This window comes from Pseudomonas sp. 2VD (assembly GCF_005503585.1).
In the GTDB taxonomy this organism is placed as follows: Bacteria; Pseudomonadota; Gammaproteobacteria; order Pseudomonadales; family Pseudomonadaceae; genus Pseudomonas; species Pseudomonas aeruginosa.
The window spans coordinates 1-21850 of sequence record NZ_SCND01000035.1 but is presented as its reverse complement, the minus strand read 5'-3'; the positions used below and the strand labels follow the sequence as shown (position 1 = coordinate 21850).

The 21850-nt window shown below is 60.6% G+C and carries 26 protein-coding genes and 1 pseudogene; 18 read left to right on the top strand and 9 right to left on the bottom strand.

Going from position 1 to position 21850, the window contains the following annotated elements:
* Positions 1 to 281 precede the first annotated feature (281 nt).
* Positions 282 to 554, bottom strand: a complete 273-nt coding sequence (locus tag FFS27_RS06465; protein WP_003125312.1) for a hypothetical protein — start codon at positions 552 to 554, stop codon at positions 282 to 284.
* Between the two features lie 217 nt (positions 555 to 771).
* Here FFS27_RS06465 and FFS27_RS06460 point away from each other — a divergent pair, with 217 nt between their 5' ends.
* The 10 genes from FFS27_RS06460 to FFS27_RS33180 all read left to right on the top strand — a co-directional run bounded on the left by FFS27_RS06460 (position 772) and on the right by FFS27_RS33180 (position 10031).
* On the top strand, positions 772 to 1470 hold the full coding sequence (locus FFS27_RS06460) for a hypothetical protein (protein WP_023094353.1): 699 nt from the start codon (positions 772 to 774) through the stop codon (positions 1468 to 1470).
* 10 nt (positions 1471 to 1480) lie between these two features.
* Positions 1481 to 2236 carry a TIGR03759 family integrating conjugative element protein gene (locus FFS27_RS06455; RefSeq protein WP_003099814.1) on the top strand — a complete coding sequence of 252 codons (756 nt, stop codon included), beginning with the start codon at positions 1481 to 1483 and terminating at the stop codon, positions 2234 to 2236.
* A complete protein-coding gene (locus tag FFS27_RS06450) occupies positions 2221 to 2802 on the top strand; it encodes a hypothetical protein (RefSeq protein ID WP_003117072.1) in 582 nt (193 codons plus the stop codon). The genes FFS27_RS06455 and FFS27_RS06450 overlap by 16 nt, the downstream gene beginning before the upstream one ends.
* The gene (locus FFS27_RS06445) at positions 2799 to 3299 is read left to right on the top strand and encodes an integrating conjugative element protein (protein WP_003099819.1); all 501 of its coding nucleotides are present in this window, start codon (positions 2799 to 2801) and stop codon (positions 3297 to 3299) included. Before FFS27_RS06450 ends, FFS27_RS06445 begins: the two co-directional genes overlap by 4 nt.
* 8 nt (positions 3300 to 3307) lie before the next feature.
* Positions 3308 to 3577, top strand: a complete 270-nt coding sequence (locus FFS27_RS06440; RefSeq protein ID WP_003099820.1) for a hypothetical protein — start codon at positions 3308 to 3310, stop codon at positions 3575 to 3577.
* 3 nt (positions 3578 to 3580) lie between these two features.
* A complete protein-coding gene (gene traD, locus FFS27_RS06435; RefSeq protein WP_003099821.1) occupies positions 3581 to 5812 on the top strand; it encodes a type IV conjugative transfer system coupling protein TraD in 2232 nt (743 codons plus the stop codon).
* Positions 5812 to 6558, top strand: a complete 747-nt coding sequence (locus FFS27_RS06430) for a TIGR03747 family integrating conjugative element membrane protein (RefSeq protein ID WP_003099824.1) — start codon at positions 5812 to 5814, stop codon at positions 6556 to 6558. The genes traD and FFS27_RS06430 overlap by 1 nt, the downstream gene beginning before the upstream one ends.
* Positions 6559 to 6575: 17 nt before the next feature.
* The gene (locus FFS27_RS06425) at positions 6576 to 7067 is read left to right on the top strand and encodes a hypothetical protein (protein ID WP_003099826.1); all 492 of its coding nucleotides are present in this window, start codon (positions 6576 to 6578) and stop codon (positions 7065 to 7067) included.
* 241 nt (positions 7068 to 7308) lie between these two features.
* Positions 7309 to 8790, top strand: coding sequence for a UvrD-helicase domain-containing protein (locus tag FFS27_RS06420; RefSeq protein WP_003117073.1), 1482 nt, complete (start codon positions 7309 to 7311; stop codon positions 8788 to 8790).
* A gap of 131 nt (positions 8791 to 8921) precedes the next feature.
* The gene (locus tag FFS27_RS33180) at positions 8922 to 10031 is read left to right on the top strand and encodes a hypothetical protein (RefSeq protein ID WP_003121016.1); all 1110 of its coding nucleotides are present in this window, start codon (positions 8922 to 8924) and stop codon (positions 10029 to 10031) included.
* Between the two features lie 45 nt (positions 10032 to 10076).
* On the opposite strand, the gene FFS27_RS06410 is transcribed toward FFS27_RS33180, so the two are convergent.
* The 8 genes from FFS27_RS06410 to FFS27_RS06375 all read right to left on the bottom strand — a co-directional run bounded on the left by FFS27_RS06410 (position 10077) and on the right by FFS27_RS06375 (position 17772).
* Positions 10077 to 10343, bottom strand: coding sequence for a DUF2845 domain-containing protein (locus FFS27_RS06410; RefSeq protein ID WP_223195009.1), 267 nt, complete (start codon positions 10341 to 10343; stop codon positions 10077 to 10079).
* Positions 10344 to 10655: 312 nt separating this feature from the next.
* Positions 10656 to 13622, bottom strand: a complete 2967-nt coding sequence (locus FFS27_RS06405; protein ID WP_011005944.1) for a Tn3 family transposase — start codon at positions 13620 to 13622, stop codon at positions 10656 to 10658.
* Positions 13623 to 13625: 3 nt separating this feature from the next.
* Positions 13626 to 14186: a recombinase family protein gene (locus FFS27_RS06400; protein ID WP_014003957.1), complete on the bottom strand. Its 561-nt coding sequence runs from the start codon at positions 14184 to 14186 to the stop codon at positions 13626 to 13628.
* A gap of 2 nt (positions 14187 to 14188) precedes the next feature.
* The gene (locus FFS27_RS06395) at positions 14189 to 14797 is read right to left on the bottom strand and encodes a hypothetical protein (RefSeq protein ID WP_014003956.1); all 609 of its coding nucleotides are present in this window, start codon (positions 14795 to 14797) and stop codon (positions 14189 to 14191) included.
* 296 nt (positions 14798 to 15093) lie between these two features.
* Complete coding sequence (locus tag FFS27_RS06390) at positions 15094 to 15660, bottom strand: OsmC family protein (RefSeq protein ID WP_004574805.1); 567 nt, start codon at positions 15658 to 15660, stop codon at positions 15094 to 15096.
* A 14-nt stretch (positions 15661 to 15674) separates the two neighbouring features.
* Positions 15675 to 16451, bottom strand: a complete 777-nt coding sequence (locus FFS27_RS06385; protein ID WP_004574804.1) for an SDR family NAD(P)-dependent oxidoreductase — start codon at positions 16449 to 16451, stop codon at positions 15675 to 15677.
* A gap of 59 nt (positions 16452 to 16510) precedes the next feature.
* Positions 16511 to 17095, bottom strand: coding sequence for a TetR/AcrR family transcriptional regulator (locus FFS27_RS06380; RefSeq protein ID WP_004574803.1), 585 nt, complete (start codon positions 17093 to 17095; stop codon positions 16511 to 16513).
* Positions 17092 to 17772 carry a cupin domain-containing protein gene (locus FFS27_RS06375; RefSeq protein WP_004574802.1) on the bottom strand — a complete coding sequence of 227 codons (681 nt, stop codon included), beginning with the start codon at positions 17770 to 17772 and terminating at the stop codon, positions 17092 to 17094. Before FFS27_RS06375 ends, FFS27_RS06380 begins: the two co-directional genes overlap by 4 nt.
* Positions 17773 to 17928: 156 nt before the next feature.
* Between FFS27_RS06375 and FFS27_RS06370 the strand changes: the two genes are divergently transcribed.
* The 8 genes and pseudogenes from FFS27_RS06370 to FFS27_RS06335 form a co-directional block, all read left to right on the top strand.
* Positions 17929 to 18180 carry a hypothetical protein gene (locus FFS27_RS06370; protein WP_046095042.1) on the top strand — a complete coding sequence of 84 codons (252 nt, stop codon included), beginning with the start codon at positions 17929 to 17931 and terminating at the stop codon, positions 18178 to 18180.
* 93 nt (positions 18181 to 18273) lie between these two features.
* Complete coding sequence (locus FFS27_RS06365) at positions 18274 to 18612, top strand: integrative conjugative element protein, RAQPRD family (RefSeq protein ID WP_003158157.1); 339 nt, start codon at positions 18274 to 18276, stop codon at positions 18610 to 18612.
* Positions 18609 to 18848: a TIGR03758 family integrating conjugative element protein gene (locus FFS27_RS06360; protein ID WP_003121019.1), complete on the top strand. Its 240-nt coding sequence runs from the start codon at positions 18609 to 18611 to the stop codon at positions 18846 to 18848. Before FFS27_RS06365 ends, FFS27_RS06360 begins: the two co-directional genes overlap by 4 nt.
* 17 nt (positions 18849 to 18865) lie before the next feature.
* Complete coding sequence (locus FFS27_RS06355; RefSeq protein WP_003117077.1) at positions 18866 to 19222, top strand: TIGR03745 family integrating conjugative element membrane protein; 357 nt, start codon at positions 18866 to 18868, stop codon at positions 19220 to 19222.
* A gap of 10 nt (positions 19223 to 19232) precedes the next feature.
* Entirely contained in the window at positions 19233 to 19619 is a 387-nt protein-coding gene (locus tag FFS27_RS06350; protein WP_003117078.1) for a TIGR03750 family conjugal transfer protein, read from the top strand.
* Positions 19616 to 20275: a PFL_4703 family integrating conjugative element protein gene (locus tag FFS27_RS06345; RefSeq protein ID WP_003117079.1), complete on the top strand. Its 660-nt coding sequence runs from the start codon at positions 19616 to 19618 to the stop codon at positions 20273 to 20275. Before FFS27_RS06350 ends, FFS27_RS06345 begins: the two co-directional genes overlap by 4 nt.
* Positions 20272 to 21156, top strand: coding sequence for a TIGR03749 family integrating conjugative element protein (locus FFS27_RS06340; protein WP_003121020.1), 885 nt, complete (start codon positions 20272 to 20274; stop codon positions 21154 to 21156). Before FFS27_RS06345 ends, FFS27_RS06340 begins: the two co-directional genes overlap by 4 nt.
* Positions 21140 to 21850, top strand: a pseudogene (locus tag FFS27_RS06335) (TIGR03752 family integrating conjugative element protein); the annotation flags it as partial. The gene FFS27_RS06340 and the pseudogene FFS27_RS06335, both read left to right, overlap by 17 nt.

Sequence of the window (21850 nt, the reverse complement as noted above, 5' to 3'; positions counted from 1 at the left end):
AACCGCACGGCCATCAGGCATTACCAGGCACTGCGCTATGCGATGAACCGAGCAGAAATTCTAGCGCGGAGGCGCGCCCGCCTCGACCTGATGACACCGGAACAGATGGAGCATTGGCGAGAGCGTATCCGGGCGTATGATCGAGCCTACCGCGCCCGATGGCGCGACCACCTTCGCTCTGACCCTGAACGACACAGGGCGTATCTCGACACGATGAGGGAGTACAGACGCCTGGCTAGCAAGAACTCAACCGAATAGCTGGTAGCTGCGAACGCATAGGCTCAATTGGCCGAGACTCGAAGCGCAACGTACTCAGCTTCGATCTCCCGTAGAGTTCGGGCACCCTCCTCGCTCATTCCGCTATTAGGCAACTGGCCGAGCACCAAAAGCGTACTCAGTGCATGGTAGCGAGCCAGGTATTCGCTCCATGCCTCATCGAAGTGCGCGCTCTCAATCCCTGCCTCCCTCTTGCGATAAAAAGCAGCCACGGCGGCCAGTTCCTGGCGCGCTATATCGATGATGGTTTGTTCGAGCTGGGGAAGGTCTGTATTCATGGCCTAGGGCTTCCTCGAAGCAGTGTTAACCAGAAATGACGCAGCCTAGATGCGTGTGAAGGGCACCCAGAGTCGACTGATCTTCGCATAGCGAATCAGGCCCGGCGATTCGCCAGAATCCTATCCAAAAAAATCCCACCCCCACTCACCGAGTATTTCCTACTGCCTCAATGGGGGCAGTCTGAGAGGGTGTCTCTGGCTTCGCGCGAGGACACTCATGAAACGCCCATCCCCTGCATCAATGATTCTTGGCCTCTGCTTGACGGCAATGGCCGGCCTGCTGGGCTACCAGCAATACCAACTCATTCAGCTCCGATCAGGCGTGGACAGTGCCGCGGAAAAGACCTCGCTAGAGGCGATCCTGGCTCGCTTGAATCGAGTCGACGAGCGCCTCGACGCCGTGGATGGGCAGCACCTGGTCAGCAACGAGGACTTCCGCTCAGGCCAGCAGGCACTGTCCAACCGCATTGACGCCGCGCAGGCCTTCGCCAAGCAGGCCTCCGACGCCGTCGAGAACCTGGCTCAAACCACCGCCTCGGCCGGCGATCTCCTGGTGCTCAAGGCTACAGTGGAGACGCTGGACGGTTCTGTCCGCACGCTGCAAGAGAAGCAAGCCAAGGCTCCGCCGCTGATCGTGCCTCCACCGAAGCGCGGTGCCTTCCCTGTCAAGCCCAAGCCCAAGCCGAAACCCAAGCCAATCGAGCCTCCGCCCTTCTCAATCCTCGGCGTGGAGTATCGCGGGGGCGAACGGTTTCTGTCGGTTGCACCTCCGGGATCCACCCAGCTCAGCCAGATCTACCTCATTCGCCAGGGCGATGCCGTCGCCGGCACGACCTGGCGACTGACCGACCTTGACGATCGTACCGCGCACTTCGACGTCGCCGGCGCCTCGCGCAGCGTTCGCATCCAACCATAGGACCCCGCACATGAACAGAACCGTATCGCTCCTGTCCGGCCTGGTGCTGCTGCTGAGCTATCCCGCAGTCGGCCAGGAGGCTGCGGCAAGCCGAGAGGCCAGCAGCCAGCTGTCCGGTAGCCAACTCGACACGCTGAAACAGCAGACATCTCAGAGCGACCTGGCCCAGGAGTGGGGACTGAATCAACAGGAATGGACCCGCTACCAGACGCTCATGCAAGGCCCCCGGGGCGTGTACTCACCTGGCATTGACCCGCTGACCGCGCTGGGCATCGAGGCGCGATCGGCAGAGGAACGGCGGCGGTATGCCGATCTACAGGTCCAGGCCGAACGGCGCCGGGTCGAGAAGGAACTCGCCTACCAGCGCGCATACGACGAAGCCTTCGCCCGCGCCTATCCAGGCGAGGGGGTCATCCGCCTCACCGAAAGCAGCACGGCCAACCCGTCGGGCGCGCCGAACATGAGCCCAGCGTTGCAGAGCAGCGGGCGCCTGGCCCTGTTCGTCCAGGACAACTGCACCGCCTGCATCCAGCGGGTGCGCGACCTGCAGCAGCAGAACAAGGAGTTCGATCTCTACTTCGTCGGTAGCCAGAACGACGCAGAGCGAGTGCGGCACTGGGCAATCCTCGCCGGCGTCGACCCGAAGAAGGTTCGCAGCAAGCAGATCACGCTCAATCATGACGAGGGCCGCTGGATGGCCCTGGGACTGGGCGGGGCCCTTCCCGCCCTGGTCCAGGAGGTGAACGGCCGATGGCAACGTCTGTAATCCGCGCCCTCCAACTGGCCGCCCTGCTGGTCCTGGCCAACATCGCTCAGGCCGCCGTGGATCCTCCGCCGGCGTACAAGCAGATCGCCCTGCCCAAAGGGGTTCCGGCCGAGGTGCTCTATTCGGTCGCGCTGACCGAGAGCAAGGTCCTGCTGCGCGGCGAATACGTTCCCTGGCCCTGGACATTGAACGTCGCCGGGAAATCCTACTACTACGCGACCCGCACCGCCGCCTGCACAGCGCTACTCGCGGCAATCAACCTCTACGGGGCCAAGAGCGTCGATTCCGGCCTCGGCCAGGTCAATATCGGCTGGAACGGACATCGTTTCTCCAGCCCCTGCGACTCCCTGGATCCGTACAAGAACCTGGACGCCACCTCCGACATCCTGATCGAGCAGCGGGACGCCCTGTATGCATCCGCCCCGGGAAGACCGGTGGACTGGATCCAGGTTGCCGGCCGCTACCACCGCCCCGCCGGCGGCGCGCCTGCCGCCAAATACCGTAGGACGGTATCCCGCCACCTTAGCCAAGTCCTCGGCGTCAACCTACTGGTGACCAATCCATGAAGAAGATCCTTGCCACGCTGGCATTTTGCACGGCGTTCGCGACTCAAGCCTGGGCCGCCGGGCTGATCGTTGTCGAAGACCTCGGCGGAGCCTCAGCGCTCCCCTACTACCAGGGCCTGGATCCGCAGCCATCCGCTGCCACACCAGGACCTGGCGACCTGGGTGTCCGTGGCTCAGGTGCGTTTCCAGTTCGCTCGGCACGCCTTTCGCCAGGCCAGGTTCAGGGGCGCGCCATCAACGCCCCAGGCCTGCAACCTCTGTTCCTCGTCGGCGACGACACGCTGTCTCGAACCTGGCTGAAAGAGCGAGGCGACGAGCTCCGAGGCCTCCACGCTGTGGGCCTGGCAGTGAACGTGGCCAGCGAAGCGCGCCTGACGGAAATCCGTGCCTGGGGGAAAGGACTTCAGATATTGCCGGCGCCGGCGGACGACCTGGTCGACCGGCTCGGACTGCGGCACTACCCCGCCCTCATCACATCCACCGCCATCCAGCAGTAGGAGTCCTCATGACTACTCACCTGATCACCCTGGTCATCAAGCAGCCGAGCGACGCTCAGGCACGCCAACTCATGTACCAGGAGTTGCTCGGCCTGATCTCACGCTACGGCGGTGAGGTGACGTCCACGGCCCTCGAGGACGAATCGACCCTCTGTGAGCTGCTGGAGCAGATGCTGCCCGATCATGAGGTAGAGCAAGCCAGGAAACAGGTGCTCGAACTTCATGCCAAGCGCCGCCGACCGGGCCGCCTGCACTCGCCGGCAAGCCTGAAGGTGTAACCCATGGCTGGCCAGTACCCGCTGGAAGCGCTCTTGCGGCCTGCCGTGGAGCTCTACACCACCACCGTGTGCTTCACCGCGGCCGCGCTCTGCATCGTCGCGCCGTGGACGTTCGCCCTCACTCCGCTGTTCGGCATCGTGGCCGCGCTGGGCTTCGTCTGGCTGGGCGTCGTGCGGCTGAAGCAGGCCGGCGTGGTGCTCCGCTACCGGCGGAACATTCGCCGACTGCCGAAGTACACGATGACCAGCGCCGAAATGCCGGTCAGCAACGAACACTTGTTCATCGGCAAGGGCTTTCGCTGGACGCAGAAGCATACGCAGCGCCTGGCAGATACCTACCTGCCCCAGTTCGCCTCCTACGTCGAGCCCTCGCCGCTCTACGAGCGCGCGCGCCGGCTGGAGAAGCAGCTCGAGTTCGCCCCCTTCCCCCTGAAGCTGGTCGCCAAAGCCACTGCCTGGGACGTGGCCTGGAACCCCGCACGGCCGCTGCCGCCCGTGGGCGGTTTGCCTCGGCTCCATGGCATCGAGCCGCGCGAACAGGACGTAGGCCTGCAACTGGGCGAGCGCGTCGGCCACACACTGGTACTCGGCACTACGAGGGTAGGTAAGACGCGACTCGCGGAGCTGTTCATCACCCAGGATATTCGCCGCACCCACTGCCGGGGCCGACGCCGGCGGGCGAAGATGGGTCGGCGGACCCAGACGGTTCACCACGGCTATCGGCGCCGGCGCGCAGAGGAGCAGCCGGACTACGAGGTGGTGATCGTCTTCGACCCGAAAGGCGATGCTGACCTGCTCAAGCGTATGTACGTGGAGTGCGAGCGTGCCGGCCGCCTGGATGAGTTCTACGTGTTCCATCTCGGTCATCCTGACCTGTCGGCACGCTACAACGCCGTCGGCCGGTTCGGCCGGATCTCCGAGGTCGCCACCCGCGTCGCCGGCCAGCTCTCCGGCGAAGGCAACAGCGCGGCGTTCCGTGAGTTCGCCTGGCGGTTCGTCAACATCATCGCCCGCGCGCTGCACGCGCTGGGTATCCGCCCGGACTACCAGCAGATCCTCCGCCACGTCGTGAACATCGATGCGTTGTTCGTCGAATATGCCCAGAAATACATCAGCGAGCACGATCCCAGGGCCTGGGACACGATCATCCAGATCGAGGGCAAGCTCAACGACAAGAACATCCCGTTCAACATGAAAGGACGGCCCCTGCGGGTCGTGGCCATCGACCAGTACCTGACACAGAAACGCATCGCCGACCCGGTCATGGAAGGCCTGAAGAGCGCAGTGCGCTACGACAAGACCTACTTCGACAAGATCGTGGCCTCGCTGCTGCCGCTGCTGGAGAAACTCACCACTGGGCGGATCTCGGAGCTGCTTTCGCCCAACTACGCGGACCTCAACGATCCGCGGCCGATCTTCGACTGGATGCAGGTCATCCGCAAACGCGCCGTGGTCTACGTCGGCCTCGACGCACTATCGGATACCGAGGTCGCCGCCGCGGTGGGCAACTCCATGTTCAGCGACCTGGTCTCGGTGGCGGGTCACATCTACAAGCATGGTGTCGATGACGGCCTGCCCGGCTCGCTCGCTGGCGGCAAGGTCCGCATCAACCTGCATGCCGACGAGTTCAACGAGCTGATTGGCGACGAGTTCATCCCCATGGTCAACAAAGCGGGCGGCGCCGGCGTGCAGGTGACGGCCTACACCCAGACCATGAGCGACATCGAGGCCAAGATCGGCTCCCGCGCGAAGGCCGGTCAGATCATCGGCAACTTCAACAACCTGTTCATGCTGCGGGTGCGCGAGACCGCCACGGCCGAACTCCTGACCAACCAGCTCCCCAAGGTCCAGATCTACACCAGCACGCCGGCGAGCGGCGCCAACGACGCAATCAACAACAAGAAGGCAGCCTTCACCTCCAGCTCGCACGACCAGGTGCAGATGACCAGCGTGCCGATGCTCGAGCCGGCCCACATCGTTGGTCTGCCCAAAGGACAGGCGTTCGCGCTGCTCGAGGGCGGCAATCTCTGGAAGATCCGAATGCCGCTGCCGGCGGTCGATCCCGACGAGGTGATGCCGAAAAGCCTGCAGGAGCTGGCTGCCGGTATGCGCAAGGGCCAGGCCGCCAACAGCGAGTGGTGGGAGGCGCCGGGATACTCCGCCCTGCAGGATGGTCTGCCCCAGGACCTGGTCGACGATTTCCGTCACCTCGGCGCCGGTGAGGATGCCGCATGATGGCTGAAGTCACTCAACGTGCAGAGCAGCAACAAGAGAGCCAGAAGACCCTGGTCGGCACCATCATCAGTACGCCCTTCCAATTTCTCGGCGTGATGTTCGGTTCGCTGGTCGGCGCAATCATCGTAGAGTGGGTTTGCCTGTATTTCTTCTGGCCTGACGCGGGCTGGAAGCATGCCCAGGCAATGTTCGAGTACGAACTCAGTTGGCTGTCGCAGGGTCTGCTGCACAGCGTCATCGTGCAGGAGCCAGGTCGAACCGCCACCTGGCTGGCCCAGTTGGCCTATGACTGGTTGTTCGTGAAGACCGGGATAGTCGACTGGATGACCAACATGACCACCATCGCGCAGGCCGGGCCACGGAGCCCTCTGGACGTTCGCTATCTCACCGCCCAGGGCGTCTCCACGCTGCAGAACTACGGCCTGGCCGCGCTGTACACGGTGCTGACATTTGTCGTGCGCCTGGTGATCCTGGTCATGACGATCCCGTTGTTCCTGATGGCCGCGTTCACCGGCCTGGTGGACGGCCTGGTGCGCCGGGACCTGCGCAAGTTCGGCGCCGGCCGGGAGTCCAGCTACCTCTACCACAAGGCGCGCGGCAGCATCATTCCGCTAGCGGTCGTCCCTTGGACGCTCTACCTGGCAATCCCCATCAGCATCAACCCCTTGCTCATCCTGCTGCCCTGCGCCGCGCTGCTCGGCGTAGCGGTGTGCATCACAGCATCCACCTTCAAGAAATACCTCTAGTCCTCGAGGAGACGCTCATGGCCCTACCGCTTAAACAACTCTTGCCTTCGCGCGACACGGCTCTACACGCCAGTTGGATCACGCTGACTGTCCTTGTACTGCTGCTTTCAGCGGCTGTACTCATGACGATGGGCAGGCTCAAGGAGACCGGCACGTATTGGCAAATCCTCGTCGAAGTCGCCCTGGTATTGCTGTCAGTCCAATGGCTGCTCATCGCAACCTGGGTTCGAGTGGGTACTCGTCGTGGTCCATGGACCAGACAGGCCGTTTTAACTCCGCTCGCCTGGCTCAGCGTGACCTCGATGCTATACGTCTATGCCGTGGTACAGGTGATAAATCGGTTGATTCCAACAATGGAGACGATAGCCCCCCACGCGACTACAGGGGCCGCCGAGGGTGCGGCATTTCTCACGCTATGTGCCGGATTTTCACTATGCCTGGCGACTATGACAATGGTCATTACGCACCTTTGCTACCTGTGTATTCGTCACCGGCGCACTATCGGTTGAGCACCTCGAACCAGTGAATCAACCAAGGCACAGCGTGTGATCTCAACTCGCTAGATGAGAACCACGCGACAGCAAAAAGCAGAATCAAAAAGATCAACGCAAATCGCCAAATTTTCATTTCGATGCCTTCAGGGAGACGAACGACAAATGATGCCATGCCCTGACTAGCTCCACAGCCACAGCCCCCCTGTTTAACCAGACACCTACCAATCTGGAAGCCCTCGTATCTCCGGAGACACCTATGCAGTGGACTCACGAACAGTCACCGATCATCCAGTCGAAGGCATCGAAGATCCTGGTGCGGGCCTTCGCCGGCACTGGCAAGACGACCACCCTGGTGGGCTTTGCCAAGGCGAACCCTACCCTGAGAATCCTCTATCTCTGCTACAACAGCTCGGTGGAGAAAGCCGCGAAGGGCAAGTTTCCCCGCAACGTAGTCTGCAAGACCGCCCACAGCCTGGCTCATGCGGTGTACGGCATCCAGTACGCCCACAAGAAGACGAAGAACCTGCGTCTGACCGATATCGCCCGCGGACTCGATACCCAAGACTGGGAGTTGGTACGTGACGTGCTGGCCACGCTGAACAACTACATGGCCAGCGCCGACGCGGAACTCGGCCGACCGCACTTCCCGCGCTTCCGCGACAAGGCGTTCCTCACCAGTGCCCAGGAACGCTTCCTCAAGCAGGGCCTGGACATGGCGCGAGTAGTCTGGAGGCGCATGGTCGACCTCCAGGACACCGGCATGCTGATGCCCCATGACGGCTACCTGAAGCTGTATCAACTGAGCAAGCCCGATTTGAGCCAGCGCTTCGACTGCATGCTCCTGGACGAGGGACAGGACATCAACCCAGTGATCGCGGACATTGCCCATTGGCAGCGCATCAGAATGGCTATCGTCGGCGATCCCCATCAGCAGCTCTACCGGTTCAGGGGCGCGGAAGATGCCCTGAACAGCGACTGGATGGTCGGCGCCGAGGAGCACTACCTGACCCAGAGCTGGCGGTTCGGCCCCGCGATTGCGCACGTGGCCAACATCATCCTCTCCTACAAGGGCGAGACACGGAAACTTCAAGGACTGGGCCCGCAGACGCTGGTGAAAAAGTCCCTCCCGGCGGACCTTCCTCACCGCACTTTCATTCACCGCACCGTTATCGGCGTCATCGAAAATGCCCTGCAGCGTGTGCGCAATAATCCGGCACCCAAGTTCTACTGGGTAGGCGGTATCGACAGTTACTCGCTGCGCGACCTGGAGGACCTGTACGCATTCAGCCGAGGCCTGCACCAAAACGTCCAAAACAAGAAGCTGCTCCGTGACTACCGCGACTACACCCAGTACGTGGAGATCGCCGAGATCAGCCAGGACGGTGAAATGCTGCGCTCGATCAAGATCATCTCGACCTACCCTGATCTACCGGCGCGGATCCTCGAGCTTCGCTCACTGACCCTTGACAATGAGCTGGACGCGACGATCACCCTGACCACCGCACATAAGGCCAAAGGGCTGGAATGGGATTTCGTTTGCCTGTACGACGACTTCAACGCGGATCCGCTGGCACCCGACACCGACCCGGGCAAGCGCGACGATGAGCTGAACCTGATCTACGTCGCAGTGACCCGCGCGATGAAGATCCTCGCCATCAATAGCCTGGTGCTATCGATCATGCAGCGGTACGTGGACGACAGAAAGCTGAAGGAGCAGATAGCTAGCTGTGAAAAATGACTCAAAAAAATGATATTGGTCACAGCGAATGCCTGACATTGACATAAGGCAAAGAGATTTGTAGCCAACTCATTCAGCCTAGGAAGTACTCACACCAAGACTTTAACGTTAGGTCACAGCGGAGCATTGAGATGAAGCTTATCCTTGATTTCGACGGACGCCTTCTAAATCCAAGCAACATGCTAGAGGCCCTATCAAAAGCAGGAAAGAATACAACCATCAGCATAAGCAACGCGCAAGCATTAAATATAGACACTCTTCTCAAGGCAACAACCACTGCAGAAAACACAAAAAACCTCTCAACAACTTTCAACGGCGCAGAGCTGACTGCTAACAACCTTCAGGAAGTCATAAACTTAGCAGGATCATTAACCAGAGTATCCACAATAGCCGCACAAGCCATTAATATAAACACACTTCTTTCCGCAATATCTACAGCAGGCAACTCAAAGAGTTTTAGCGCAGAATTCAATGGAGCCCAACTCAGCAGCGACAACCTACTTAGAGCAGTAAATGCGGCAGGCACAAACACTAGCATAAGCGTCAACACCGCACAAGCGACAAATATAACCGCCCTTCTTCAGACTATTCATGCAGCAGGTAACACAAAAACATTCAGCGCAGAGTTCAATGGCGCTCAACTTACTTCAAACAACATTCAACAAGCTTTAGACGCCGCAGGAACCCGAACATCCATTAGCGTCAACACCGCTCAGGCGGTTAATATAAGCACCCTGCTAGCCCTCATCAACTCTGCCAAAGACACGAAAAAATTTAGCGCCGACTTCAATGGTGCACAACTAACAGCAGACAACCTTCAGCAAGCGATCAGCGCTGCGGCCGCGGGAACCAGTATCAGCGTCAACACCGCTCAGGCGGCGAATATATCCATCCTTTTACAGGTCATCAACATCGCGGGCAACACTAAAAAATTCAGCGCCAACTTTAATGGTGCCCAACTCACTTCAAACAACATCCAGCAGGCGCTGCGAGCGGCAGGATCAAACACATCAATCAGTATGAACTCCGCACAATCCGCCAACCAAAGCACTCTACTTGAACTTCTAGACATAGCAAGTTCCAGCAAGCAATTCCAAGCCAATTACAACGGCGGCATGTCTAATCCGAGCAACCTACAACAGATAGTTTCTCGTGCAGGCGCTAGTGCAACCGTGTTTATTTCCGACGCACAAGGCCTACCAATCGCAAATATCCTTACCCTTATATCATCTGCCGGATGATGACTTATAGCCGTGGATGAAAAACACACCATCCACGGCTATACCCTAGTCCATACTGCCTTTTATCTGAACTAGCCTTCCATCGACAAACCTAAGCTTCTGGTACCAACCATTCCTTGGTCCGTATACCCAGTTTTCGACAGTAGCAGCCCCCCGCACTATATAGCCACTACCATCCACTGCGGGCCCTTCAACTTTACGGCTATCAGGGTTGCCGCACTTCCTAAGCACATCATCAATCAAGTCACCCTCACTAACAATTGCCGACCCGCATCGTAATGTAGCGGCAGCCACCCCATAACTGTCCAACATAGCAGCCATGGCTAGCAAAACTCCAATAGAGATGTTTCTAAGCATCAGCCGTCTCCCTTAGAAATATATATGAAATATACACCCAGACGTCCATACGTGTCTCTAAACCCGCCAACCACCAGAAATTCACTGGTGCTAGGCCTAGTATTTTCGGTTGAGGCCCTCCTCCTGCTCTTGAAACCGTGCGGTTCTACTCGAACCACTCCAGGAGCACGTAATGAAGCAGACCTTCGAATACCATGTCGAAAACATCGTTATTCCCTACAAAACCCTCACCAAGGGGAGCCCGCAGAATTCGGAAAAAATCGTACGCTAAGGTTTTCCGGGCAACCGTAGCGGCCTGAACTTCCCGTCCTCCAGCCTGCGGCTCTGCCGCCAGACGTAATCGCCGGTCAGGTTGATGTGTTCCCAGCCCAGCGGCGACAGGTATTGCAGCAACTCACCGTTCACCGGCTTGCCGACCTCGACCAACCCCTGAGTGGCGCGCTCCAGGTACACCGTGTTCCACAACACAATGGCGGCCGTCACCAGGTTCAGGCCGCTGGCCCGGTAGCGCTGCTGCTCGAAGCTCCGATCCCTGATCTCGCCGAGGCGGTTAAAGAACACCGCCCTGGCCAGGGAGTTGCGCGCTTCACCCTTGTTCAGTCCAGCATGCACGCGGCGGCGCAGTTCGACGCTTTGCAGCCAGTCGAGGATGAACAGGGTGCGTTCGATCCGGCCCAGCTCGCGCAGGGCCACGGCAAGGCCATTCTGGCGTGGATAGCTGCCGAGCTTTCGCAGCATCAGCGAGGCAGTGACGGTGCCCTGCTTGATCGAGCTGGCGAGGCGCAGGATGTCGTCCCAATGGGCGCGGACGTGCTTGATGTTCAGGGTGCCACCAACCATTGGGCGCAATGTCGGGTAGTCCTGGACGCTATTCGGCACATACAGCTTGGTTTCGCCGAGGTCGCGGATGCGCGGTGCGAAGCGGAAGCCCAGCAGGTGCATCAGGGCGAAGACGTGATCGGTGAAACCGGCCGTGTCGGTGTAGTGCTCCTCGATCCGCAAGTCGGACTCGTGGTACAGCAGGCCGTCGAGCACATAGGTGGAGTCACGCACGCCGACATTCACCACGCGGGTGCTGAACGGTGCGTACTGGTCGGAGATATGGGTGTAGAACAGTCGCCCCGGCTCGCTGCCGTACTTCGGGTTGACGTGCCCGGTGCTTTCGCCCCGGCCGCCCGCCCGGAAGCGCTGGCCATCGGAGGATGAGGTGGTGCCGTCGCCCCAGTGGGCGGCGAAGGCATGGCGGTACTGGTGGTTGACCAGCTCGGCCAGGGCCGCCGAATAGGTTTCGTCGCGGATGTGCCAGGCTTGCAGCCAGGACAGCTTGGCGTAGGTCAGGCCGGGGCTCGACTCGGCCATCTTGGTCAGCCCGAGGTTAATCGCATCGCCCAGGATTGCTGACAGCAGCAATGTCCTGTCTTTGGCCTCGGCACCGTCCTTCAGGTGGGTGAAGTGGCGGCTGAAACCCGTCCAGTCGTCCACATCCATCAGCAGTTCGGTGATCTTGATGCGCGGCAACAGCTGACTGGTCTGGTCGATCAGCGCCTGCGCGGTATTGGGCACCGCAGAATCCAGCGGGGTGATCTTCAGCCCGGACTCGGTGAGGATGGCATCGGGCAGCTCGTTGTCCTTGGCCAGCCGGGTTACGGTGGCCAACTGCTCGTCCAGCAGCTGTAAGCGCTCTTCCAGGTACTGGTCGCTGTTCGGGTTGATCGCCAGGGGCAGGGCCTGTTCCCGCTTGAGCGCGGCGAACTTCTCTGCCGGCAGCAGGTAGTCGTCGAAGTCGCGGAACTGCCGTGAACCCTTGACCCAGATGTCACCGGAGCGCAGGGCGTTCTTCAGCTCGGACAGCGCGCAGATTTCGTAGAAGCGTCGGTCGTGGCCTTCCGGGGTGATCACCAGCGGCTTCCAGCGCGGCTTGATGAAGGCGGTAGGGGCATCCGCCGGCACCTTGCGCAGGTTGTCGGCGTTCATCTCGCGCAGGGTCTGCACGGCCGCCAGCACGCCTTGCGCGGCCGGTGCAGCGCGCAGTTCCAGCACCTCCAGCAGGGCCGGCGTGTAACGGCGCAGGGTGGCGAAGTTCTCGCCGACCAGGTGTAGGTGGTCGAAGCCCTCCGGCCGGGCCAGCAGCTCGGCCTCGCTGACGCTCTCGGTGAATTCGTCCCAGGGAATCACCGCCTCGATGGCGGCGTACGGATCGCTGCCGTTTTCCTTTGCCTCCAGCAGAGCCTGGCCGATCTTCGAGTACAGGCGCACCTTGTCATTGATCGCCTTGCCCTGCTTCTGGAACTGCTGCTGATGCTTGTGCTTCGCGCCGCTGAACAGCTTGACCAGGATGCGGTCGTGCAGATCGACCAACTCATCAATCACAGTCGCGGTGCTCTCCAGCACTACGGCGGCCAGGGTCGCGTAGCGCCGCTGCGGCTCGAACTTGCCAAGGTCTTTGGGCGTCATCTGCCCCCCTTCGCGGGCCAGCTTGAGCAGGCGGTTCTGGTGGATGTGCCGGCCCAGCCCTTCGGGCAAGTCCACCAGCTGAAATGTCTTCAGCCGCTCGATGTGCTTAAGCATGTGCCGAGAGTTGGGTTTCAGCGGTGCCTGGCGCAGCCAGGTCAACCAGGTGATGCTGCTGCCGGCCTTGAGCTTCAGCAGTTCGTCCAGCTTGGCACGGTGCGAGTCCGTGAGTGGTTCGACCAGGGCGCGGTAGACCCGCCGATTAGCCCGCGCAATGGCCTCCGAGCAGGCCCGATCAATTACGCTCAGCGCCGGCAGGATGCGCCGCTTCTGCCGCAGGCTCTCCAGAGCCTGGCTGGCCAGCAGCAAGCCCTTGTCGGTCTGCTGGGCCAACTCGGTCAGCTCGCGCACGAGGTTGCGGAAGTCGGACAGGCCAAACGGGGCCAGTTGCAGGTAGGTGCGCAGTTCATGGGCGTGCTCGCGGCGGGTCACGTCGCGTTCGCCGTACTTCGCCCAACTCGCCGGGTCGGCCTGAACCTGCTTGGCCACCCACAGGATGACCGGCTCGGGCGGCTCGCTGTCGGTGCCCAACGCATAGCCGGGGTAGCGCAGCAGGCTGAGCTGCACCGCGAAGCCTAGGCGGTTGGCGTCGCCGCGCCGCTGGCGGATCAGCGACAGGTCGGAGTCGTTGAAGGTGTAGTAGCGGATCATGTCATCCTGGCTTTCTGGCAACGCAAGCAGGGTGTCCCGCTCCGTGGCCGAGAGGATCAAGCGACGCGGCATGTATCAGTCGTCCGTGCGGAGGTACTGGTAGAGGGTTTCCCGGCTGATGTTGAACTCGCGGGCAAGCTGCGCCTTGGGCTCGCCGGCCGTCGCTCGCTGCCGCAGGGTAGCAGCCTGCTCATCGGACAGGGCTTTCTTGCGGCCTCGGTACGCGCCACGCTGCTTGGCCAAGGCGATACCCTCACGCTGCCGCTCGCGGATCAGGGCGCGCTCGAACTCGGCGAAGGCACCCATCACCGACAGCATGAGGTTGGCCATCGGCGAGTCCTCGCCGGTGAAGACTAGGCCCTCTTTCAGGAATTCGATACGCACGCCGCGCTGGGTCAGCTTCTGCACAAGGCGGCGCAGGTCATCGAGGTTGCGCGCCAGGCGATCCATGCTGTGCACTACCACGGTGTCACCTTCGCGGACGAAGCTCAGCAGCGCTTCGAGCTGGGGGCGCTGAGTGTCCTTGCCCGAGGCCTTGTCGGTGAACACCTTGCTCACCTCGGTCTCCTCCAGCTGGCGTTCCGGGTTCTGGTCGAAGCTGCTGACCCGGACGTAGCCAATGCGATGTCCCTGCACGCCTACTGCTCCGCCGAGAAATGGCGCTCGGGCCAACGCCAACGGCGGATGCGCTCCCACAACACTTTGCCGCCAATCCCAACATCGTTCTTGTCGGGATCGAGATTGAGTAACAATGCCAGTCGAGCGATCGCGCTCTGCATCGGGTACATGTTCCCGTAGCCAGCGATCTTTCGCAGGATTTCATTCTCGCTCTTCTCTAACTCTTCGGGAGTATTGAAGGTGGTGGCATAGTCAGTGATCACTGCTGAAGCGGCATCCAAGGCGCTGTAGGTTTCTCGAAGCACTTCGAGCACTTCATGAGTGAGTGCCCCCAGCTCGACTTGGGTTCCATCCGGCAAGGTGGCGATCCCCTTCTCGAAAAAGATCACCCCGTCACGTAGATAAAGTGCCTGGAGGGCATCTACCCCAACGAACGACGGCGCGTCCTGGTCTACCGCAGGCCTGCCGAGAATGTGGCAATGCAAATGCAGGCTCGCGGCTCGAAGCAAACGCCGCGCCTCGGGAGTTGGTGGATTTATCCAAGGGTCTGCCTGCTCCCGCCGCCAGACAACCGTTCCCCACCACAGCCCGGCGACTACCAACCCTAATCCAACCCATAGAAAGGTCATCAGAACAACTCCGCGTTGAAGGTGAGCAAGGGGGCTAAGTGCACTTTCTGTTCCGTTGCGCCTCAAGCCCTGCTTTTGTCAGGCTGAAATCTATGACCTTTGCGGGCATGTGTCAAAGAATGCGAAAGAAGACTCTATTCTGACGGAGCTGCGCGGTTCTGCCTGACATCCAGTTAGGGTATACCTCAAATTGACACTGCGTATTCCAGAGAACGTGATGACGGAAGGTTGAACCTTCCGTCATAGCGCATCTGGTTTGGCCTCCCGTCAGCCAACCACGGGAAACACTGACTCGATCATTGGAGAATGGTCAGCTTGGCCTTGAGATCAATGGCTCTCGCGAAGTTGTGGTAATTCGGCGATGTTCGCTGCACCTGCGCGTGCAATGCTTTCAGCGCCGCCGAATCCGCCGACGACTCCATTTCGACCTCATACTCGACCTGGTCGTACCCTGGATTGATCCCAGGATCGATTCCAAGAAAACCTCTCAGATCGAGGCTTCCCTTCGTGCGGATAGTCAGCGATTGCAACTCGATGTTCATTGCCGCCGCATTTGCCGCGTAGGTTGCAGTCATGCATGCGTTCAACGCAGCCAGGATCAATTCTTGTGGATTAGCGGCCGTGTCGGTACCGAGCAATTCTGCCGGTTCGTCCGCGTCGATGACAAAGCCGCGCGCCAAGGCCGTGTCACCTAGTACGAGCGGCATGGTTCGCGCACGCGTCCGGGTGCCACCCTCCCAGGTTGTCACGACGCCGAACGTCGCGATGCCTGCGGCGGGCTTTGCTGCGACCTGATCTGCAAACTCACGCAATGCGCCGACGTTGATCCCGTTGCCGGGAGTTCCTTTAATGTTTGTGTTCATTTCTCGTTCCCCCATTATGTGTTACGCCCGGCCATCACGCCGCCGTCAACGTCCCAGATTGCGCCCGTCACCCATGCTGCCTTGTCCGACAACAGGAAGAGGATGACCTCGGCGACGTCTTGTGGCGTCCCAACCCTGCCGATTGGGTGGAAGCTGTTGAATCCCTGTAAGGCGCCATGAACCTCGGCCTTGGGTATGAATCCCTCGTAAATCGGCGTTTCGACAACCGCCGGAGAAACGGCATTGACCCTGATTTGTTTGGATGCCAGCTCCATCGCAAGGTGCTGGGTCAGCGAATGCAAACCTGCTTTTGCCATCGAATACGCGGACGACGGCGTAGCCGCAATCGCCTGCTTGCCCCACATCGAGCCGATGTTCACAATGGCGCCGGGACGCTCGCTGGCCACGAGATTGGCCACGACTTTTTGTGTGATGAAGAAGAACGCTTTATTCAACGTCAAATATTGTTCGTAATCACTTTCCGTGTGCTCAAGAAACGCCTTCGGGAAGAACACCCCAGCCGCGTTGACCAGAAGATTGATGTCCTTGTGGTGTTCATCGATGGTATGCAGGAGTCGCTTCACATCTTCGGCTCGCGAGAGATCGGCAGTCAGGGCGGTCACGGTGCCCAACGACGACAGCGCCTTGCGGGCCTCTTCGGCCTTGTCTTCACGGTGACCGACGATGACGACGCTTCCGCCTTGCTCAAGAACCATGCGGGCAGTTTGCAGTCCCATCCCGCTAGTGCCGCCGATGACCAACAACTTCTTGCCATTAAATTCAGTACTCATAATAATCTCCTTAACTACCAACTAAATGGTAGGGTTGTGTTGCAAAAAAAGTGCCGACCTCAGGTCAACACGGTGGAAAGAAAAGTGTTTCCAACTTCGGCCGGTCCGCGTGACGACCGCATGCCACGGCCCACCATCATCGAGCCTTCCAACGCGCACAAGAATGCCTCTGCGAGAGCCTCTGGGGTGGAATTCGAGGTGATCAGCGCGGCACGCTGACCATCGGCAACGACAAGAGTCAACCAGTCGAGATTGACTTTAAAGAATCGCTCGACCTCGCTCACAACGGCGTCCGGCAGCGAGTCCGACTCGGCACCCAACATGCCGCAGACACAAAGGCGCCGGTCCTTGGCGAAGGTGCGTTCGAAAAGTGCCGCATACGCAGTTAGCCTGTCAGGCGCTTTCGCATGCTGCCCTTCGATGCTCAGCAACTCCTCACGAAACCGGTGCGTGTAGCGCTGTGCGACCACGGCCACGAGTTCACCCTTCTTGGGAAAGTGGTGGTGGATACTTGGTTTTTTGATGCCTACCAACTGGGCCACGTCGTCGTATGAGAAGCCGTTGTAGCCGTGCTGCTGTACCAACCCTTCAGCGGCATCGACCACCCGCTCGGCGGTCGGCGAGATTTCGGAGAAATGCTTCATGCAAGCGCCTCATTTGATTCGGCGACTGGCAGGTGGCCTGTCTTGACCAGGATGGTGCAGCCTGTATTGCTGAAGGGACGGTGAGCACTCAAATGCGGACTGCGCATCCATGTGCCGGTAGGGTAGCTTCCGAACTCATCCTCAAAGACGCCTTCCAACACATAGATTTCTTCACCGCCGTAGTGACGATGCGAATTGAATCGTGTCCCCGGGGCCCAGCGCACCAAAGCCGTATGTTGTGTGTCGAACTCAGAAAGTGGCATCACCGACAGACCCGGCACGAGGCCTGGAAACCAGGGGCCGTTACGGGTGTCGACCACGGTGCGTTGGCTGTCGGCTAGATCAAGATGGCGCAGCTTGACGAACAACGTGCAACCCGTCGCGGAGCTCGGTGCATGCGAAGAACCTGGTGGATTCTTGATGTAAGTCCCAGGCCCGAAGGTCCCGGATTCGTCGCTGAATTCGCCGTCCAGGACCAGAATCTCCTCGCCCAAGTCGTGCTTATGATTTTCAAAAGCGGAGCCCGGCGCGTATCGCACGATCGAGGTGGCACGCGCCACTTCGTCGCCATCACGCTCCAGTAACTGGCGTTGAATCCCGGTCGCTGGCGAATCGACCCACTGTAAGCTTGAAGGCTCGACGACAACACGCTGCGAAAGATCTGAATTGAGTTTCATGGCTTTATTTCATCTACCGACTACTTGGTAGGTAAGTTATAAGATCCCGATTTGTTTGTCAAATAGCTTTCGCCATTTTCTTTCATCCATTGAAAAAACAATGAATTGGTTACAAGAACTCGCGAAGCTTAGCGTACGATTTTTTCCGAATTCTCTATCGTCCCCACCAAGGGCGTCGCGATGTTCAAACACAAAGAAGATACCTTGGAACCCGACGACCACGCCTTGCTCAACCCTCTGCGCTGGGCCGAGGTCGTGCGTCTGGGCCAGGAAGGCTGGGAGCTGGTGAGCGTTCAGCCACTCATGCGGGGCGTAACCGAGATCGGCAATCAGAACGCCCAGGGCTGGGCCTGGGGCATCGCTCTGCCCGTCAGCTACCTGCTGTTTTTCAAGCGCGCAACCTCATAAAAAAATACCCCGGACCCGCGCCGAGTATTTCTTGCGGAATGGAATCAGGGCGATCGGCAAGCTGATCGCACCCTGATCTGCAAGAGATTCGCCGTGAACACTCCACATCCATCCCTTCGCCGAAGCTGCCTGGCCGCCTTGGCCTGCAGTGCGCTGGTCGCACAGGGAGCCTTCGCAGCGAGCGCCTCCGAGCAGGCGAACCTGGAGGTGATGATCCGGCAGCTCAACGCCCTCGAGGACACCGCCCGCCGCAGTGCCCAGGGCGCCGATGAGCCCGGACAGCGCTTCTACTTCGACTACTCGCGCCTGGCCGCTGACCTGCAGCGCATCCGCCAAGGCCTGCAGGACTACATGACACCCAGCCGCGCCCAGCCGCGTGACCCTTCCGACCTGTCCGGGAATTACACCCTGCGCGGAGGGCCGATGCCGTGAGCATGAGTGGAGCCCAAACATCAGCGTTCCAAGCCGCCGCTGGCTTTCCCCCATCGGCCGGCGAGGGGTTGTTCGTTGGAGCAGCGATGACCTTCCTTCTGCTGTGGTCCGCCTGGGCGATGTACAGCACCTGGCGCGGCTGGGCCACCAACAACCTCGACAGCGCCACTGCCGGCGCTTCCGCGATACGGATCTTGGTCCTCCTCGGCATCACCTCTTTCTTCCTCCTCAGCTGACCCATACGGAGACACTCATGCTGAAATTCACCCTCCAGAAACTGTCCACCCTCTGCCTGCGCCTGGCTGCCATCTCTTTGGTACTCCCAGGCGTCGCCTTGGCTGCACTCCCCAAGCCCGAGGCGCCTAGCCGCGGGGAAGGATCGGGGATCATGCAAACCATCCAGAACTTCGGCTATGACGGAGCGATGCTCCTCGCGCTACTCATCTGCGTGGCTGTCTTTCTGGGAGTCTCCTGGCATACCTACGGCACCTATCACGCCATCCATGATGGGAAAAAGAAGTGGTCGGATCTCGGAGCGGGCGTGGCCGTAGGCATCGGCCTGCTGATCTTGATCATTTATCTCGTCACCAAAGCCACCACCATCATGTAAGGGCCTTCCCATGCCCGAAGAACATCTGTTTCAGGATGGGACCCTCAGCTTCCTGCCGACCCGTTTGAACCGGCAACCGGTGGTCATCGGCGGTCTGACTGCGGACGAAATGTGGATCACGGTCCTCACCAGCGGAGCAGCCGGGTTCGTTCTTGGCATCCCGGCTGCCTTGGTCGCAGGTAACGCGGCCTGCATTCCACTGGGCGCGCTGCTGGTAGGCGCCCTCGGCCTGGGTATCGGCAGCCGCATCCTGCGGCGGATGAAGCGGGGGCGGCCCGATACCTGGTTCTACCGCCAGGTGGAGCTGGCCCTCTCGCTGCGCTTTCCCGTCTTCGGCAACCGTCGCCTGGTGACGCGCTCCGGCGCCTGGACCAGTCGACGCACGGAGTCCCCATGAGTTTCAGAAAACACACCGCGCAACAGCAGGCTCACATCAACACCTTCCGGTTCATCACCGGCTTCTTGTGCATGGTCATCGTGGTGCTGGCCTACTGCGTCTGGGAAGCCCGCAAGGACCTCTGGATCCACATTCCGCCCGACTTGCGTTCAGGGAGCACCCGGTTGTGGTGGGACATTCCGCCGGAGAGTGTCTATGCGTTCGGCCTCTACATCTTCCAGCAGGTACAGCGTTGGCCCAAGGACGGCGAGGTGGACTACAAGAGCAACCTGTTCCGCTACGCCGCCTACCTGACGCCTTCCTGCAAAGTCTTCCTGGAGAAGGACTTCGAGTTTCGTCGTAACGCCGGCGAGCTCAGGGGGCGAGAGCGCACCACCTCGGAAATCCCCGGTCGGGGCATTGGCGAGAGCGATGGCCGCGTGATCCAACACTCGATCAATGACTGGACCGTCAACCTGGACATGGACAGCACGGAGTATTACGCCGGCGAAAAGATCAAGCGCGCGCTGGCCCGCTACCCGTTGCACGTCATCCGCGCCGACGTCGACCCGGAGACCAATCCCTTCGGCCTGCAGTGGGACTGCTACTCCGATACGCCTCAACGTATCGAGCTTGAGGAGCCGGCCGCCCCCACCAAGCGGGAGGGAGGTCTATGATCCGGAAGTCGACAGGCTCGCTCTTGCTAATGCTTGCCCTACCCACACTGGCCCACGCGGTGGAGATTCTGCGCTGGGAGCGCATTCCGTTGGCCATTCCATTGACGGTCGGCCAGGAACGCATTGTCTTTGTCGACAGAAACGTGCGAGTTGGCGTTCCTCGGGATCTGCAGGGCAAGCTGCGCGTCCAGAGTACCGGCGGCGCACTCTACCTGCTCGCCAACGAGCCGATTCCTCCAGCGCGCCTGCGCCTACAGGACGCGACCAATGGCGAGCAGATGCTCATCGATATCGCCGCCACCGAAGCAACGGCCGACCAACAGCCGCGCGAGCCGGTCAGGATCGTCGCCGGCGAGCCAGTGGCTCCGCATTATGGCCAGTCCCGGGAAGCCCAGCCATCGGCAGCAGCGAAACAGACCGAGCACGCAGAAGCACCGAAGGCCGTGCCGCGCGAAACGCCCGTCCCCGTGGTTCTGACGCGCTATGCGGCGCAGATGCTCTATGCCCCGCTTCGCACGGTGGAACCGGTGGATGGCGTCGGTCAGGTGCGCGTCAAGCGACAGCTCGACCTGACCACCCTGCTCCCCAGCCTACCCATCACGGCTACCGCCTTGGGCGCCTGGCGGCTGGACGACTACTACATCACGGCGGTGAAGCTGCAGAACGCCAGCGCCCAGCACCTGGCCCTGGATCCCAGGGACCTGATGGGCAATTTCGTCGCCGCGACCTTCCAGCACCCGTACTTGGGGCCCCGGGGCGACGCCTCCGACACCACTACCGTGTATCTGGTGACGCGCGGCCGCGGCCTTGCCGACGCGCTCCTGCCCTCCTCCATCAGCCAGATCGATCCCAAAGGAGGCCGTCGTGGCGCTGACCGGTAATCCCCTCCTGAAATTGCTGGTCGTCCCCGTCGTGATCGGCGCCATCCTGATCGGCGTGAGCATGATGGGCAAGAAAGAAAGTGCGCAGTCACAAGGCGCCGCAACCCCGACGGTAACGTCGGAAGAAGCGGCAACCCTGGGCATCGACGGCGACACGCCCGCCGACACACTACGCACCATCGTGGCGGAAAGCCGGCAGCTCAAGGACCAGATCAGCAAGGTGATCCAGGAGAATGACTCGCTCAAAGCCGCCAATGAGAACCTGCAGGGCCGCCTGCGCAACATCGATCAGAACATAGAGCAGAAGCTCAACAATACCGCCCAGGAACTGCAGCAACAGCAGGAAAACCGTAGCCAGACGATCCTGGACCAGGTACAGAAACGGCTCGAGAACCTAACCCACATTCCCGAGGCCGGTGACACCGACCTGCCCGTCGGGTTCGGCGTGCGACCAGAGGATGGCCAGCACTTTCAGGGAGCGGGCTCGTCTTCATCGGATATCGTCTGGATCGAGCCCCAGGACGCCCGCGCGGTCGATGCCAATGGCCAGCCGCTGGCCGCCGGCTCCACCACCCAACCGAGCGGATTCAGCTTCCCGACCTCCTTCGGCAATGCGGTCGATCGCGGACAGAACGCGCTGGAGCGGATCGATGACGGGCTGCACCCCGTCGGCCAACAGCGATCCGACCTGGAA